Genomic DNA, 15308 nt, shown 5'->3' on the forward strand with positions numbered 1-15308 from the left:
AACACCGAACCCCGCGCCGCAATCCGACCCGCCGCACCAGGCAGCCGACCCATCACAACCAACCCCCAGTCCGGCTAAGCTGGTTCAGCTCGGTCACGCGCGCGGACAGCGACTCCGATTTCGTGGCCGGGCGTACATGCGCGGGCATCGCCTCCCACTCATCCCCCCACCCGGGCGGACGCAGGTACAGCCGACCCGCACGGACATCGGTCACCATCGCGGTTCGATCCGTGCGCGTGTCCACCACCCAGGTACCGATCTCCGGCACCAACGGTCGCTCAACAGCCATCACAACCACCGCCCGTCAGGACAAGCCGCCCGCTCCAGGCCCCGCATCACGTCATAGGCAGCGTTGAAGCCAATCCAGGAGCGCACTTCGCCGTCGTCGCCTCTGATCCGCCCATCGCCGATCTTGACAAACCAGAGATGGATTGACCGATCCCACTCCAACTCGGGAAACGGCGAAGCCGCCGGGTCGACAAGCTCCATAGCACCCACCACCGTCCCTGCACCTAGCCCCAGGTGACTCCCAGCGCCCTGATGAGTAGGGTGCCGCCAGGTCGGGAGTGCCCGCTTCCCCATCACGGGGGTACCCATCATGGGTACCCTTACGGTTAAAGGGTTACTACGCACCGTGATCAGCGCGTTCTACGGGGATGTCAAGTGGCCAACTATCAACCGCCAACGGCCTTACCACAGACGGTAATTGACCGCCCTGACATGCGGGCCGCCCTCGCCACGCACGACTTCGGCCAGGTCTTCGCCCTCGCTCGCAAATGGGGCAGGATCAGCTACTCGAAGATCGCCGCAGAATGCGACATCAAGCCCGCACGTGTGGGAACTTTGGCCAGAGGCATAGGCCGCATCACCTCCTATGAGAAGATCGCGGAGATCGCCGACGCGCTCCGAATTCCGGGCCACCTACTCCGTCTCGCCCCGCGCCCGTGGGAGGCGAGCAGGCCAACTGCGCGGTCTGGCACGACGGCAGTTCAGGGCGCCGTAGCAGGCGGAGACGGAGACCAACGAGTGTTGCGCAGAGACCTCTTCAAAGCCACATCTGCCCTAGGGGCCAGCCTCATCCTCGACTTGCCCGAGCTGGCCCAACTCAGCACGGGCTCTCGCATTGGTCCTGACCTGCCGGACAAACTGCGACGCCGCACCGCGCGCCTACGTAGGCTTGACGACATCCTTGGAGGAGGCGACACCTACCCCATCTACTTGCGTGAGTACCTGTCCACAAAGGCGAAACTCCGTGACGCAAGCAGCACCGAGGATATACAACGGGCCATGCTGTCCGTCGCTGCCGAGCAGGCCCAGCAGGCCGGTTGGGCAGCATTCGATGCCGGAGATCATGCTGCTGCCCTGAACCTATACCTGGAGAGCCTGAAGGCCGCCACGGAAGCCCAAGATGCCGCTCTTGCCGGGAATGCCCTCGCATTTCTTGCCTACCTCAAGATCGACGCAGACCCCCGCGCAGCTGTCGTTACCGCTGTCGAGTCATGTCACCGGGCAGGCCCCGCCGCGCCTGCCCAAGTCCGAGCCCTTCTCCATGAGCGCCTCGCATGGGCTCATGCGATCAATGGGAACGCCGTTGAGACTGAACGCTCCCTCGGAATCGCCGAGGTGGCCCTTTCGTCGCTTGACGACACCCCCCAGCCCGATTGGGTTGCGTGGGTGGATCACAACGAGCTGTCGATCATGACCGGCCGCTGTTGGACGGAACTCCGCCGGCCTCTGCGCGCCGTACCTGTGTTGGAGCAGGTCCTTGCTGGTTTCAACGACACGCACGCACGCGACAAGGCCCTGTATTCGTGCTGGTTGGCAGAGTCGTACCTCGCAGCGGGGGAGATCGAACAGGCCGCCGACGTAACCAGTCGAGTCCTGGATCTTTCCGCTGGAGTGGCCTCGGTTCGTCCTCGTGAGCGCATTACCCCCGTCCTGCGGCAGCTAACAGCGCACCGTGAACTACCGCAGGTTGCCCAGGTCCTAGAGAAGGCGATGGCGTGACGGCATCAAACCGCCGTCTCTGCCTCCGTTGAACTACTGATCCACTTGAGGCATGAGGCCGAGCCGTTGACGATGGGCACCGCGATGATCTCTGGATTCTTCCAGGGGTGATGCTTCAACAGGTGCGCCTCCAGTTCGGCGTACCGATCGGCACGGGTCGTGAGTAGCAGACGCCACTCCTCCCCCGTCCCGAACTCCCCCAGGTGCCAGAACGCCGAGATCACCGGCCCGATGATCTGCGCACCGGCCGCAAGTCGCCCCTCCACCACCGATCGGGCCAGCGATTCAGCCGCCCCCCGGCTCTCCGTTGCTGTCGACACCTGCACGAAGTCAGTCAATGGGATCGAGCCTAGATGATGGAGGATCACGGAACGGTCCCAAGCTGGCAATCTTGATACCCTTTAGTGAAATCGTGGTGGGCCACCTTGAGGACGTCGACGTGGCGCAGCGCCGGGTAGTCGGCGAGGTGGTCCAGCAGTCGGGACTGGGCGGGCGGTTCCAGGTCGCCGAGGAAGGCCATCCGCAGCTGCGGGGTGGTGACCAGCAGGGCCACACTGGCGTTGTTGGGCCCTGGGGTGCCGGCGTCCAACGGGCCGTCCGGCCAGAGCACCTGCCAGTGCAGGTCGCCCAGGCTGCGGCGCTCGCCGGGGGCGGCCTGCAGCAGCGGGACGTGCGCCGCCCCGGACCAACGCCGGATCCTGGCCCATTCGGCGGGCGGGTCCTGGTCCGGGGTGGTCTCGATGGCGCCCACCTCGCGGTCGTGCAGCACCCCGGGCAGGCCCTCGGCGTGGTCGGCGTGGTCGTGGGTGAGCAGCAGCAGCGGGATCCGGGTGACCTCCAGGCTGCGCAGACAGCTGTCGACGGCGTGCGGGTCGGGTCCGGCGTCGATCACCAGGGCGGTGTCCGGCGCCGTCCCCGAGGAGATCACCAGGGCGTCGCCCTGGCCGACGTCGCAGGCGACCACCCGCCAGTGCGGCGGCGGCCAGCCGGTGACCAGCCGGGTCAGCGGGGCAGGTCGCAGCAGCAGGGCGAGCAGCGCCAGCGTCAGCCCGACGGCGACGAAGGGGTGGCGCAGCACCGGCAGGCAGGCGACCGCCGCGCAGGTGACGGCGACCAGCAGCAGTGCGCCGCCCCAGCCGCCCGGCCAGGCCAGCTCCGCCCCGGGCAGGTCGGCGGCCCAGCGGGCCAGCAGGATGATCCAGCCGGTCGGGACGGCGGCCAGCCTGGCCAGCAGCACGGCTGCCATCATCGACACCGGCGCTGCCGCCAGGGCGGCGAAGCCGAGCAGGGTGGCCGGGGCGACCGCGATCTCGGCGAGCAGATTGCAGGGGATGGCCACCACGCTGACCCTGGCCGCCTTGAGCGCGAGCAGCGGACCGCACATGGCCTGGGCGGACGCCGCGCAGCCGATCGCCTCGGCAAGCCGTTCCGGCCAACCCCGGTGCACCAGGGCCTCGGCCCAGCGTCGGCCGAGGACCAGGATCCCGGCGGTGGCCAGGGCCGACAGCGCGAACCCGTAGGAGCGGGCCAGCCAAGGGTCGACCAGCATCAGCAGCAGGGTGGCGCCGCAGAGGGCCGAGAGCGCGGCGGCCCGGCGGCCCGTGGCGAGGGCCAGCAGCATGATCAGGCCGGTGGTGGCGGCCCGCAGCACGCTGGGATCGGGTCGGCAGAGGATGACGAAACAGGCCGTCAGCAACGCCCCGACCAGGGCGGTGGGTTCGCAGCGGCAGCCCGAGCCGGGCAGCCAGCCCACCGCGCTCAGGAGTGCGGGAGCGGGAGGCCGCGCCGATCAGCAGGACCAGCAGAATGCTGAGGTTGGCACCGCTGACCGCGGTGATGTGGGCGAGGTCGGTGGCGAGGAAGGCCTCCTCCAGGTCGGCGGGCATCCGGCTGGTGTCACCCACCACCAGGCCCGGCAGCAGGGCCCTGGGGTCGGGCGCGAGCGGGGCGCTGGCGCGGCGGAGCCCGGCGCGGAGGGCCCCGGCCAACCGCTGCACCTGCCCGGGCGGTGCCAGCACCTGCGGTGGGCCGCGGGTGAGCAGGAGGGCGGCCGTGTCCCCGCCGGGCGCGGTCTCCCGCAGCCGGGCCTGGACGGTCAGCCTGGTGGAGGGGAGTAGCGCGAGCCAGTCGTCGATGCCCCGGCCTGGGCCCTTTCCTCTGGACTGGGCGATCACCACGACCGGGGTTCTGACGGCGGTCGCACCGACCCGGTCGACGGTGGCCTGGAACACGGCGTAGGGAGCGATCCCGCCTTGTCCCTGCCGCGGGTCCTTGGTGACGGTCAGCTCAACGGTCACGGTCGCCTGGCGACGGGCGAGTTCGGGCAGCGGGCCGCGATGCAGGTCGGCGGTGGCCAGCGTGGTGGCGACAGCCGCCGCGCCCGCACTGAGCAGCAGGCCGGCCAGCGGGCCACAACGGCTGCCCGAGTGGCGGGAACGGCCGGAGCGAAGGAGCAGGAGCAGCGCGGAGGCTGCGGCGAGCAGTGCTGCCAGGCGTACCCATGGCACGCCGGCGGAGCCGACCCCGAGCAGGGCTGCGGCGGTGGCCCATGCGGTCAGGGCGGGGCCGACCAGGCGGAGGTCCTGGGGCGGCGGGTCGGTGGACGTCGGGTCAGTGGACGGCGGGTCGGTCGAGGTGGGGTCGGCGGACGTCGGGTCGGTGGAGGGTGGCTGGTCCATGGGTGCTGCTCCCCTCCTCAGGGTCGGAGCAGGGCGCGGAGGTCTTTGAGCCGGCGCTCGCCGAATCCGCTGATCTGGCGGAGGTCGTCGACCGAGCGGAATCCGCCGTGCTGGTCGCGGTACTGGATGATGCGCTTGGCCAGCACCGGGCCCAGGCCGGGCAGCGCGTCGAGCTGCTCCACCGTGGCGGCGTTGAGGCTCAGCGGGCTGCCTGCCGCGGGGGCGCCCGGGGCGCCCGGGGCTGCCGCAGCCGCCACCCCGCCGACGATGATCTCCTCGCCGTCGTTGACCATCCTGGCCAGGTTCAGGCTGGTCAGGTCGGTGCCGGTCAGGGCGCCTCCGGCGGCACGCAGTGCGTCCTGGACCCGGGAGCCGGGGCGCAGCGTCCGCACCCCCGGGCTGCGGACCCGGCCGGCGACATCCACGATCACGCCGGTCCCGGCGCTTCCGGCGGTCCCAGCAGTACCGGCGGTCCCGGTGGTTGTGCGGGTGGTGGGGCCCAGGGAGACGGGAGAGCCGGTGGACGCGGGCTGCCCGGCCGGCTCGGCGACGGGGACAGCCACAGGCTCGGGGCGGCCCGCCCAGAAGTGCTGCACCCCGTAGCCCAGGGCGAGGACCAGCAGGACGCAGAGGCCGACCACCGCGCGGCGGTCGAGGTCGAGCCGCTCCTGCAGGCCGAGCGGCAGCAGGGAGCGGACCCGCGCGGACACTGAGAGCGGGGTCCGGGGCCGAGGACGCGGCAGGATCGGCACGGGCGCGGGTTCCTCGGCCGGCACCGGATCCGCCCGTGGCGGCGGAAGCGGAGCCGGGGCGGCGCCACCCGCACCCGTCGCGGCGCGGACCGTCGCGGCGCGAACAGGTCGGGGTGATCGGGGTGGTCGGGGTGGTCGGGGTGGTCGGGCAGGTCGGGCAGGTCGAACGGGTCAGATGGGCCGGGATGGCCAGGGTGGCTGGACTGCCTGGGGTGGCCGGGCCAGCCATAGGGGCCTGGCCGGTCAGGGGCCACGGGTTGGCTGAACTGGCCGGCGCGGCCGGGGCGCCCGCCGCGCCCGGCAGAGCCAGGCTGCCCGGCCCTGCCCGGACCCCCGGCCTGCCCGGGGCGCACGGAAGGGCCCGGCCGCTCCCCGCCGAACAGCGTGTCCATTCGCTGGCGCACCAGGTCGTCCATGGAATCCCGGTGCGAGCCGGGCAGCACGGTTCTCATGGCGCCGACGCTAGACCCGCAAAGCACCTGCCCAGCACGGTTGCTGATGCCCTGTGGACAACTCGGGGGGTGTGCATAGAACCGTCACCCGGAAGGGTGGAAGACGGCTCAGCGCGGTGACACCACGACCCCCAGCAGCCCGGGGCCGACATGGGCGCCGATCACCGCGCCCACCTCCCCCACATACAGCTCCCGCAGCCCAGGGACCCGTTCCCGCAGCCGCTCGGCCAGCGCCCGCGCGGCCGCCTCCGAGGCCAGGTGATGCACCGCCAGGTCCACCTCGGCCGTCCCGGCCTGGGCGATCGCGATCTCCTCCAGCCTGGCGATGGCCTTGCTGGACGTCCGTACCTTCTCCAGTGGCTGGATCCGGCCGTCGGCCAGGTGCAGCAACGGTTTCACCGCCAGCGCCGAGCCCAGCATGGCCGCGGCCGCGCCGATCCGGCCGCCCCGCCGCAGGTACTCCAGGGTGTCGACGTAGAAGAACCCGGTGGTGGCGGCGGCCCGCTTCTCTGCGGCGGCGGCGACCTCGTCCAGGCTGCCGCCCGCCTGGGCCACCTCGGCCGCGGTCAGCACCGGATAGCCCAGGGCCATCGCGACCATCCTGGTGTCCACCACCCGGACCGGGACCGGCGCGTCCTCGGCGGCCAGCACCGCGGCCTCGTACGTCCCGGACAGCTCGGCCGACAGGTGCAGCGAGACGATCCCGGTGGCGCCCCGCTCGGCCGCCGCGCGGTACGCGGTGGCGAAGGCCTCGGGGCTGGGCCGGGAGGTGGTGACATGGACCCGGGCCCGCAGCGCGGCGGCGACGTCCCCCGGCGCGACTCCGACGCCCTCCTCCAGATCCGTGTCCCCCATCACCACGCTCAGCGGCACCACGTCCACCCTGTGACGGGAGACCGCCTCGTCGGAGAGATAGGCGGTGGAATCGGTGACGAGCGCGACGGGCATGTCCCGGAGATTACCTGGCCGCGGAGGCGAGGGACAGGGACAAAGCCCAGGTGACGCCACCGGCAACGGCACGTGTCGGTCGGACGGCGTTCAGGCGTCAGGCCTTTCGCAGCGGATCGGCCTCGACCGCGACCGGCGCCCAGTGCCGCAGCGCGCCCGCCTCCGCCTCGCACTCCTCGCCGAGCCGGGCGAGGTCGTCGTCAGTGAACCGGTGCTGCCGGTCCTGGGCGGCCCAGCGCAGCGAGGAGGCCAGATGGACGATCCGCTCGCCGCGCTCCTTGGCGTGCGCGAACCGCGCCTCGACCCGCTCGGTGTCCGGTTCCCGCTCCAGCAGCCGCAGTTCCGCGTCGAGCTCGGACGCGTGCGCGTCCAGCCGGGCCAGCAGGCCCAGTGCCTCGACCAGCTGCGGATCGCTCGGGGCGCCGGTCTCCAGCACCCGCCGGGAGGCGGCCAGCGCGCCGCGCACCTCGCTGCGCAGGGCGGCCACCCGTCCGTGCACACCGCCCCTGGTGAGCGAGCGGGCCTTGATGCCGACGTCCTCCACCGCCCGCTTGGCCTGCGGCGCGGCGCGGCGGAGGGCGCGCTTGGTCTTCACCACCACCAGCGCGGTGACGGCCGCCGCACTCCCGAAGAACAGCACCAGGATGCCCAGAACAATGGCCAGCGCTACCACGACGGCTCCCTCCACAGTGAACTGCTCGACAGAACGGCCGGACTGTCGTCCCACGGTAGCCCCATGGAACAGCAGTCCGGCCGCCACAACCGGTCATCCGGGACAGATCAGGGAAACCTCAGGGGTTCCCCGGCGCGGGTCAGCTGACGATTCAGACGACGATGTTGACCAGCTTCGGCGCCCGGACGATCACCTTGCGCACCTCGGCCCCGGCGATCGCCGCCCGTACCGCGGCGTCGCCCAGCGCCAGCGCCTCCAGGTCGGCGTCGGCGATCGACGGCGGGACCTCCAGCCGGGCCTTGACCTTGCCCTTGACCTGGACCACGCAGGTCACCGTGTCGTCCACCAGGTAGGCGGGGTCGGCCACCGGCAGCGCCTCGTGCGCCAGCGACTCCTGGTGGCCCAGCCGCTGCCACAGCTCCTCGGCGATGTGCGGGGCCAGCGGCGCGACCAGCAGCACCGCCTGCTCGGCCACGACCCGCGGTGTGCTGCCGCGCTTGACCAGGAAGTTGTTCAGCTCGGTGGCCTTCGCCACGGCGGTGTTGAACTTCAGCCCGGCCAGGTCGCCGCGGATGCCGTCGATGGCCTTGTTCAGCGCCCGCAGTGTCGCCTCGTCCGGCTCCTCGTCGGTGACGACGACCGCGCCGGTCTCCTCGTCCACGACGGTGCGCCACAGCCGCTGCAGGAAGCGGAACGAGCCGACCACCGCGCGGGTGTCCCAGGGGCGGGAGACGTCCAGCGGGCCCATCGCCATCTCGTACAGGCGCAGGGTGTCCACGCTGTAGGCGTCGGTGACCTCCTCCGGGGCGATCACGTTCTTCAGCGACTTGCCGATCTTGCCGATCTCCCGGCTGACCGGCTCGCCCTCGTAGTACCAGGCGCCGTCGCGCTCCTCGGCCTCGGCCGCGGGGACCGGGAAGCCGCGGGCGTCGCGGTAGACATGGCCCTGGATCATGCCCTGGTTGAACAGCTTGTGGAACGGCTCCTTGGAGCTGACGTGGCCCAGGTCGAACAGCACCTTGTGCCAGAACCGCGCGTACAGCAGGTGCAGCACCGCGTGCTCGGCTCCGCCGACGTACAGGTCCGCGCCGCCGGCCGGCTTGGCGGCGTCGGGGCCCATCCAGTAGCGCTCGTTGACCGGGTCGACCACCTGCTCGCTGTTGTCCGGGTCGACGTAGCGCAGCTCGTACCAGCAGGAGCCGGCCCAGTTGGGCATGGTGTTGGTCTCGCGCCGGTACGTCCGCACGCCCTCGCCGCGGCCCAGGTCCAGCTCGACGGTGACCCAGTCCTCGCGGCGGGACAGCGGGGTCTCCGGCGAGGTGTCGGCGTCATCGGGGTCGAAGGTGCGCGGCGAGTAGTCGTCGATCTCGGGCAGCTCGACCGGCAGCATCGACTCGGGCAGCGGGTGCGCCACGCCGTCCTCGTCGTAGACGATCGGGAAGGGCTCGCCCCAGTAGCGCTGGCGGCTGAACAGCCAGTCGCGCAGCTTGAAGTTGACGGTGCCGGCGCCGATGCCCCGCTCGGTCAGCCAGTCGGTGATGGCCTTCTTGGCGTCGACCACGCCCAGGCCGTCCAGCGAGATCTCGGCGTTGGCGGAGTTCACGATCGCCGCGTCGTAGGAGACGAAGGCGTCGTCCCAGGTCGAGGCGTCGGTGCCGCGGTCGTCGCTGGGCTGGACCACGCAGCGCACCGGCAGCCGGAAGGCGCGGGCGAAGGCGAAGTCGCGGACGTCGTGGGCCGGCACGGCCATGATCGCGCCGGTGCCGTAGCCCATCAGCACGTAGTCGGCGATGAAGACCGGGACCTGCTCGCCGCTGACCGGGTTGGTCGCGTACGCGCCGGTGAAGACGCCGGTCTTGGCCTTGGCGTCGGCCTGGCGCTCGATGTCCGACTTGCTCGCGGCCTGCTTGCGGTAGGCGGCGACGGCCTCGGCGGGGGTGGAGTACCCGCCGGTCCACTCCTCCGGCAGTCCGGCCGAGGGCCAGGCGTCCGGGACGATGCCGTCGACCAGCGCGTGCTCGGGGGCCAGCACCATGTAGGTGGCGCCGAACAGGGTGTCCGGGCGGGTGGTGAAGACGGTGATCGCCGCGCCGCCTGCGGCCTCGGCGGCCTGTCCGGTGACCGTGAAGTCGACCTTGGCGCCCTCGCTGCGGCCGATCCAGTTGCGCTGCTGCAGCTTGATCGCGTCCGGCCAGTCCAGCAGGTCCAGATCCTCGATCAGCCGGTCGCCGTAGGCGGTGATCCGCATCATCCACTGGCGCAGGTTGGACTTGAACACCGGGAAGTTGCCGCGCTCGGAGCGGCCGTCCGCGGTGACCTCCTCATTGGCCAGCACGGTGCCCAGCCCGGGGCACCAGTTGACCGGGGCCATCTTGATGTAGGCCAGCCGGTAGTCGCTCAGCACCTCGCCGCGCTCGGCCGGGCTCAGCGCGGCCCAGGCGCGGCCGTCCGGGGTGGCCTGCTCGCCGCGCTCGAAGCGGGCGACCAGTTCGGTGATCGGCCGTGCCGCGTCAGCTTCCGGGTCGTACCAGGAGTTGAAGATCTGCAGGAAGATCCACTGGGTCCATTTGTAGTACGCGGGGTCGATGGTGGCGATCGACCGCCGCGAGTCGTGGCCCAGGCCCAGGTGCCGCAGCTGCTTGCGGTACATGGCCATCGCGGCCTCGGTGGACACCCGGGGGTGCGTGCCGGTCGCCACGGCGTGCTGCTCGGCCGGCAGGCCGAAGGCGTCGAAGCCCATGGTGTGCAGCACATTGTGGCCGGTCATCCGCATGTGGCGGGCGTAGACGTCGGTGGCGATGAAGCCCAGCGGGTGGCCGACGTGCAGGCCGTTCCCCGAGGGGTACGGAAACATGTCCATGATGAACGCGTGCGGACGCGAGGCCAGGTCGGAATCGGCGTCGGCCAGGCTGCCGACCGGGTTGGGGGCGTCGAAGACGCGCTCACGCTCCCAGCGGTCCTGCCATTCGCGCTCGATCCTCGCGGCCAGCGCGGGGGTGTAGCGGTACGCCTCGGGCGCCTCGGGTGTGGTCTCGCTCATCGTCCTCAGACTCCATCAGGGGTTGCTCGCTGCCGACTGCTCGGTCCGGTCCGGAGGGGTCCGGGGGTGCCGGAAAACAGAAAGACCCCTCACATGAGGGGTCGCCACGCTGACTCCGACTGGAAGTCGGCTCGTTGTCAGCGCGGCCGGCTAAGAAGCAGGCGCACGGATCGCATGGGCACAGGGTACCGCAGCGCCCGGACCGTACGCCTGCCTCTTCTCCCGCTGCGGTTGCTGCCGCTACGGCTTTTCCTGCTACGGCGTCCGCGGGGTGCTGATGCCGTGCGGGCCCTTCGCGGCGACCGGGCCCTTGGCGGCGCCGGGTCCCTTGGCGCCCTTCGGGGCCGGACGGTACGAGGCCAGGTAGCCCGCGGCGGGCGAGCCGACGCCGGTCACATTGTCGAAGCCCTTGACCGCCTGCAGCGAGGAGTCGTGCCCCATCGTCCGCAGCGTGGTGACGAGTCCGTTGGCGTTGTTGACGCCGTTGCGGAAGTCGGTGCGGACCATCGCCGGGGTGGCCGGCGCACCCGCCGGGGTGTCGGTGACGTCGTGGTACGCGGCGGTGCCGTAGCGCTGGTAGAGCGCCGGGTTGGCGAAGCCCAGCGGGGTGCCCTGGGCCTGCTGGGCCAGCGCCTGGATGGCGGAGAAGACGGGGGTGGCCAGCGAGGTGCCGCCGATCCGGTACTCGCCGTAGTGGACGCTGTTGTCCGGCCAGGTCTGGGTCTGGCCGACCAGGAAGCCGGTCCCCGGGTCGCCGACCGCGGCGACGTCCGGGGTCACCCGGTAGTGCCCGCCGTTGGCCGTGGCCAGCCGCTCGGGGACGACCTTCTGCTGGTAGGACGGCTCGGGCACGCGCTGGCTGGTGCCGCCGCCGGATCCGCTGGAGAAGGCGCCGGGCAGCCTGCCCCAGGACGTCCCGTCCTTGGACAGCGGGGAGGTGTCGCTGCCCCAGCCGGTCTCGAAGCGGTAGTCGCCGTTGCGGTCGGTGGCCAGCGAGGTGCCGCCGACGGCGGTCACCCAGGGCAGCGAGGCCGGCATCGGCGCCTGCTTGCCCGCGCCCATGGCGGCGGCGAAGTCGCCGTCGTCGCCGGTGGCCACGTAGAACCCGATCCCCTCGACCGCGCCGCGCTGGAAGATGTCGTCGTAGACCGGGTCGGCGGCCGGGTCGCTGCCGGTCTCCTCGGCCTCGCCCCAGGAGTTGCTGACGATGTCCGCGAGCCGGTCGTCCACGATCCGGCCGAGGGCGTCGGTGAAGGCGTCGTCGCCGCAGTCGGAGGCCGCCGAGTAGAGGATGTCGGCGTCGGGGGCGACCCCGTGCACCGCCTCCACGTCCAGGGTCTGCTCGCCGTACCAGCCGGAGGCGCCGCAGCCGTCCGGGAAGGTGTCCGGGCTGAAGGCGTAGGTGTGGCTCCAGTCGGCCGGGCCGATCCGGGTCAACTGCCCTGGGCGGTACGGGGCTTCGCCGTGTGCGGCGGAGTAGGCGGCGGTGTCGTCGCCGAGCGTCGGCGAGTCGTAGGCGTCGACCACGGCGACGGTGACCCCGGAACCGGTCAGCCCGCTCGCCGCGACGCCGTAGGCGCGGCGCAGCTGGGCGCCGGTATAGCCGCTGAGCGCGTAGGGCTGCGTCTGCCCGTACGCCTTGGGGGTACCGGTGGCCGGCGCGGCCCCGAAGTAGGACGAGAAGGGGCCGGAGACGGCCAGCGCGTCGCCGGGCGGCGGCAGCAGGTCGCGGCGGGAGGAGGCTTCAGCACCAGGGGCGTCCGCGCCCGAGCCGTCCCCGGCGGCGGCGTTGCTCGGCCGCATCAGGTGCGGGGCGTTGTCCAGGCCGGTCACCGAGAGCACCGACGCGGCGATCGAGGCCGGGACGGTGGCGGCGACGGCCGGGGCGCGGTAGGTGTGGCCGCCCTTGCGATAGGAGTGCAGCGCGGTGCCGAAGGCCTTGCGGACGGCGGCGGCGTCGCCCTTGACGGTGAGGAAGTGCGGGGTGACCGCGACCACGCCGAATCCGGCCGAGGTGAGCCAGCCGCGGACGGCCGCCGCCTGGGCCGGCGTGGAGCCGAACCTGGCCTTGACCTGAGCCGCGGTCAGGAAGTGCCCGTGCGAGGCCGATCGCGGATCGGAGACCGCAGTCGCCAGCGCGGCCAGCCCGGCCCGATCCCGCCCGGCCAGGTAGACCCGGACGGTCACCTGGGAGGAGGCGGCGACCTCACCCCGGTCGGCGGCGGGCGCGGCCCAGGCCGGCCGGGTGCCGGGGATGGCCACCCGCGCGGACTGCGCCTCGGCCCCGGCGGGGGCGCCGCCGACCAGACCGCCGATCAGCAGCGGTACCGCCACCAGGGCGGCCGTACCGGCTCTGGGGCCGAAACGGGAGGTGGGTCGGGGTCTGCTGAAACGCATGGGGTACCTCTCCTCGATGGGCGCACTTGTGTGAAGAATGCGCAGCAGCGGGAGAGGGCCGAATGTCGAGTGCCGCCGATCGACGGATCGGCAGCTGAATATTCATCAGTTCGGGTCTATTGCCGGATGTTGTTGTCTAAGTCGCTCGGGTGCGCGAACCGTATGGCATCTCGCTCACCTCCGTACGGGGTTTCCGCGGACCTGATGGACAGCTCAGGTTGTCCGGCTAGCATCACGGCCACATCACGATTCGGGGGATGCAGGACGAGTCGGAGGCTGATGATGACCGCCCGTACCAGGCACATCCGGCGTACCAGGCGCACCGGGCGCCCGCACGCCCTGTCCTTTCCGCTGTTCCTGATCCTGGTCTGCGCCGCCGTGACCATCGGGGCGACCGCGATCCGGGCCCTCGGCGGGGGCCCGGGCGCACCCGGCATGAGCGGGGCAGTGGCCGGGACCGCGGGGCGGTTCATGGCCTTCCTCGACTACTTCGCCGGGGTCTTCACCCTGCTCTCGCTCACCGCCGCGGTGGTCTGCGGGCTCGCCGCGACCGACCGGCTGGTGCTCAGCGCCCGGCACCGGGTCGCCATGCAGTCGGTGCACCGGGCCACCTCGGTCGCGGCGCTGGGCTTCCTGGCCACCCATATCGCGGTGAAGATCGCCGAGCAGGACGCGACCCCGCTGGTCGCGCTGCTGCCGTTCGGCGGCGGAGCCACCTTCGCGGTGGGGCTCGGCACCCTCGCCGCGGACCTGCTGGTGCTGACCGCGGCGACCGGCGCGGTACGCGGCCGGTTCGCCGGCAGTCGTCGGCCGTGGCTGTGGCGGGTGCTGCACAGCGGCGCCTACGCCTGCTGGCCGATCGCGCTGGCGCACGGCCTGACGGCGGGTCGGGCGGCGGCGGTGTGGGTGCTCTGGAGCTACGGGCTGTGCGCGGCGGCGGTCGCGCTGGCCCTGCTGGTCCGACTGCTGGGCGCGACCGGACGCGGCTCCGCCCGCCGCCGGAACGTCCGGACGCTGCGGGCCTACCGGCCACGCACGGTCAAGGGCGCGGTGGACGAGGAGTCGCTGTCGCTCGCCACCCACGGACAGTTCTCGGTCTACGCCGAGCCGGCGGGGCCGGCGGCAGCTTCGGCTTCGGCTTCGATGGCGGGCTCGGCAGCGGCTTCGATGGCGCCCCCGGCGGCCCACCCCGTGCCCGAGCCGGTGCAGCTCCCCGGCCCCGACTACGCCCAGCACGCCGCGTACCCCTACCAGCCGCAGTACGCCGAGGCGGCCTACGGTTACCCGGTCCCTTCGCCCTGGTCCGGCGACGGCCAGGCCCGCCCGCATCCGACCCTCGCCGAGACGCCGCCGCACGGTTTCTCCGTCCCCGGCGACCTGTTCGCCACCCCCTACGCCCCGGCCCCCTCCCCCGCCGCGGCCGCGGCCCCGGACTGGATGGACGACAGCGGGGCGTGGGCCGCCTGGAGCGCCCTCAGCTGGGACACCCCGCCGCAGGGGGTGCCGGGTTTCCCGGAGGCGCCCGGAGCCGCCAGCGTGTACCTCAACGGCGCTGCCCCCTACCAGGGTTCGACCCACGAGCACGGCGGCGGCTGGTGAGCGCCCCGGACGTGCTGCGGCTGGGACCGGCCCGGCTCACCGCCGGACTCGACCAGTACGCCCGGCTCGACCTGCCCCGCCACCGCACCGCCCACGGTCCGCTGCCCCGCTTCGGCCGGGTCGCCCTGCTCGACCTGGTCGAACGCCTTGACCTGCGCGGACGCGGCGGGGCCGGCTTTCCGTTCGCCCGCAAGGCGCGGGCCGCACTGGCCGCCGGGGAGCGCACCCGGCAGCCGCTGGTCGTGGTCGTCAACGCCACCGAGGGTGAACCGGCCAGCGCCAAGGACCGGATGCTGCTCGCCCGCGCCCCGCACCTGATCCTGGACGGCGCCTGCCTCGCCGCGGCGGCCTTCGGCGCCGAGGAGATCATCATCGGCGTGGCCGCCGGCGGCCCGGGCGAGACCTCGATCCCCCGGGCGATCGCCGAACGGAAGCGCGAGTCCGACGGCTCCGCCCACCGACTGCCCTGCCCCACCCGGACGGTGTGCCTGCCCGAGCGCTTTGTCTCGGGCGAGTCCGGCGCGCTGATCCGGGGCATCTCCGGGCTGCCCGCCGTCCCACCGGCCCGGCGCGCCCGCGCCACGACGGCGGCCCCGCGGGCGTCCGCGGCCGCCCCACCCTGCTCTCCAACGCCGAGACCTACGCCCAACTCGCCATCGCCGCCCGGCTGGGCCCGGACGGCTACGCCGTGGTCGGCACCCCGGCCGAACCCGGCACACTGCTGCTCACCCTCACCCGCCCGGAGCTGCCGCCGCTGGTGGT

The 15308-nt window shown here is 72.4% G+C and carries 11 protein-coding genes and 2 pseudogenes; 4 read left to right on the forward strand and 9 right to left on the reverse strand.

Translation table 11 applies throughout. The features are described from left to right. Nucleotides 1-288: 288 nt before the first annotated feature. Entirely contained in the window at nt 289-489 is a 201-nt protein-coding gene (locus ACXKR8_RS16275) for a hypothetical protein (protein WP_458273631.1), read from the reverse strand. A 231-nt stretch (nt 490-720) separates the two neighbouring features. Here ACXKR8_RS16275 and ACXKR8_RS16280 point away from each other — a divergent pair, with 231 nt between their 5' ends. Further along, nucleotides 721-2007, forward strand: coding sequence for an XRE family transcriptional regulator (locus tag ACXKR8_RS16280; protein ID WP_458273632.1), 1287 nt, complete (start codon nt 721-723; stop codon nt 2005-2007). 5 nt (nt 2008-2012) lie between these two features. Here the strand turns inward: ACXKR8_RS16280 and cutA are convergent, their stop codons facing one another. The 3 genes and pseudogenes from cutA to ACXKR8_RS16295 form a co-directional block, all read right to left on the reverse strand. Beyond that, a complete protein-coding gene (gene cutA / locus ACXKR8_RS16285; protein ID WP_458273633.1) occupies nt 2013-2345 on the reverse strand; it encodes a divalent-cation tolerance protein CutA in 333 nt (110 codons plus the stop codon). A 26-nt stretch (nt 2346-2371) separates the two neighbouring features. Further along, nucleotides 2372-3760, reverse strand: a complete 1389-nt coding sequence (locus tag ACXKR8_RS16290) for a ComEC/Rec2 family competence protein (protein ID WP_462100538.1) — start codon at nt 3758-3760, stop codon at nt 2372-2374. A gap of 76 nt (nt 3761-3836) precedes the next feature. After that, nucleotides 3837-3893: pseudogene (locus tag ACXKR8_RS16295) on the reverse strand (hypothetical protein); the annotation flags it as partial. Nucleotides 3894-4059: 166 nt separating this feature from the next. Here ACXKR8_RS16295 and ACXKR8_RS16300 point away from each other — a divergent pair. Then, complete coding sequence (locus ACXKR8_RS16300; RefSeq protein WP_462100539.1) at nt 4060-4245, forward strand: hypothetical protein; 186 nt, start codon at nt 4060-4062, stop codon at nt 4243-4245. 457 nt (nt 4246-4702) lie between these two features. Here ACXKR8_RS16300 and ACXKR8_RS16305 read toward each other — a convergent pair whose 3' ends face one another. From ACXKR8_RS16305 to ACXKR8_RS16325, 5 genes are all read right to left on the reverse strand, one after another. Beyond that, nucleotides 4703-5395 (reverse strand): helix-hairpin-helix domain-containing protein, encoded by a 693-nt coding sequence (locus ACXKR8_RS16305; protein WP_458273635.1) that lies wholly within the window; start codon nt 5393-5395, stop codon nt 4703-4705. A gap of 602 nt (nt 5396-5997) precedes the next feature. Further along, the gene (locus ACXKR8_RS16310; RefSeq protein WP_458273636.1) at nt 5998-6837 is read right to left on the reverse strand and encodes a DegV family protein; all 840 of its coding nucleotides are present in this window, start codon (nt 6835-6837) and stop codon (nt 5998-6000) included. A 97-nt stretch (nt 6838-6934) separates the two neighbouring features. Further along, nucleotides 6935-7510 carry a hypothetical protein gene (locus ACXKR8_RS16315; RefSeq protein WP_458273637.1) on the reverse strand — a complete coding sequence of 192 codons (576 nt, stop codon included), beginning with the start codon at nt 7508-7510 and terminating at the stop codon, nt 6935-6937. A 151-nt stretch (nt 7511-7661) separates the two neighbouring features. Then, nucleotides 7662-10550 carry a leucine--tRNA ligase gene (gene leuS, locus ACXKR8_RS16320; RefSeq protein ID WP_458273638.1) on the reverse strand — a complete coding sequence of 963 codons (2889 nt, stop codon included), beginning with the start codon at nt 10548-10550 and terminating at the stop codon, nt 7662-7664. A 255-nt stretch (nt 10551-10805) separates the two neighbouring features. Next, a complete protein-coding gene (locus ACXKR8_RS16325; protein WP_458273639.1) occupies nt 10806-12947 on the reverse strand; it encodes a S53 family peptidase in 2142 nt (713 codons plus the stop codon). Nucleotides 12948-13229: 282 nt separating this feature from the next. Here ACXKR8_RS16325 and ACXKR8_RS16330 point away from each other — a divergent pair, with 282 nt between their 5' ends. Together ACXKR8_RS16330 and ACXKR8_RS16335 are read left to right on the forward strand one after the other, a co-directional pair. Continuing rightward, nucleotides 13230-14546 carry a hypothetical protein gene (locus ACXKR8_RS16330; protein ID WP_458273640.1) on the forward strand — a complete coding sequence of 439 codons (1317 nt, stop codon included), beginning with the start codon at nt 13230-13232 and terminating at the stop codon, nt 14544-14546. An 11-nt stretch (nt 14547-14557) separates the two neighbouring features. Further along, a pseudogene (locus ACXKR8_RS16335) lies at nt 14558-15058 on the forward strand (oxidoreductase); the annotation flags it as partial. Between the last annotated feature and the right edge of the window lie 250 nt (nt 15059-15308).

Source organism: Streptacidiphilus sp. PAMC 29251, from assembly GCF_054208735.2.

Coding starts and splice junctions, on each gene's coding strand:
- ACXKR8_RS16275 (WP_458273631.1), bottom strand. CDS start 489: ATGGAGCTTGTCGACCCGGCGGCTTCGCCGTTTCCCGAGTTGGAGTGG.
- ACXKR8_RS16280 (WP_458273632.1), top strand. CDS start 721: ATGCGGGCCGCCCTCGCCACGCACGACTTCGGCCAGGTCTTCGCCCTC.
- ACXKR8_RS16310 (WP_458273636.1), bottom strand. CDS start 6,837: ATGCCCGTCGCGCTCGTCACCGATTCCACCGCCTATCTCTCCGACGAG.
- leuS (WP_458273638.1), bottom strand. CDS start 10,550: ATGAGCGAGACCACACCCGAGGCGCCCGAGGCGTACCGCTACACCCCC.
- ACXKR8_RS16325 (WP_458273639.1), bottom strand. CDS start 12,947: ATGCGTTTCAGCAGACCCCGACCCACCTCCCGTTTCGGCCCCAGAGCC.
- ACXKR8_RS16330 (WP_458273640.1), top strand. CDS start 13,230: ATGACCGCCCGTACCAGGCACATCCGGCGTACCAGGCGCACCGGGCGC.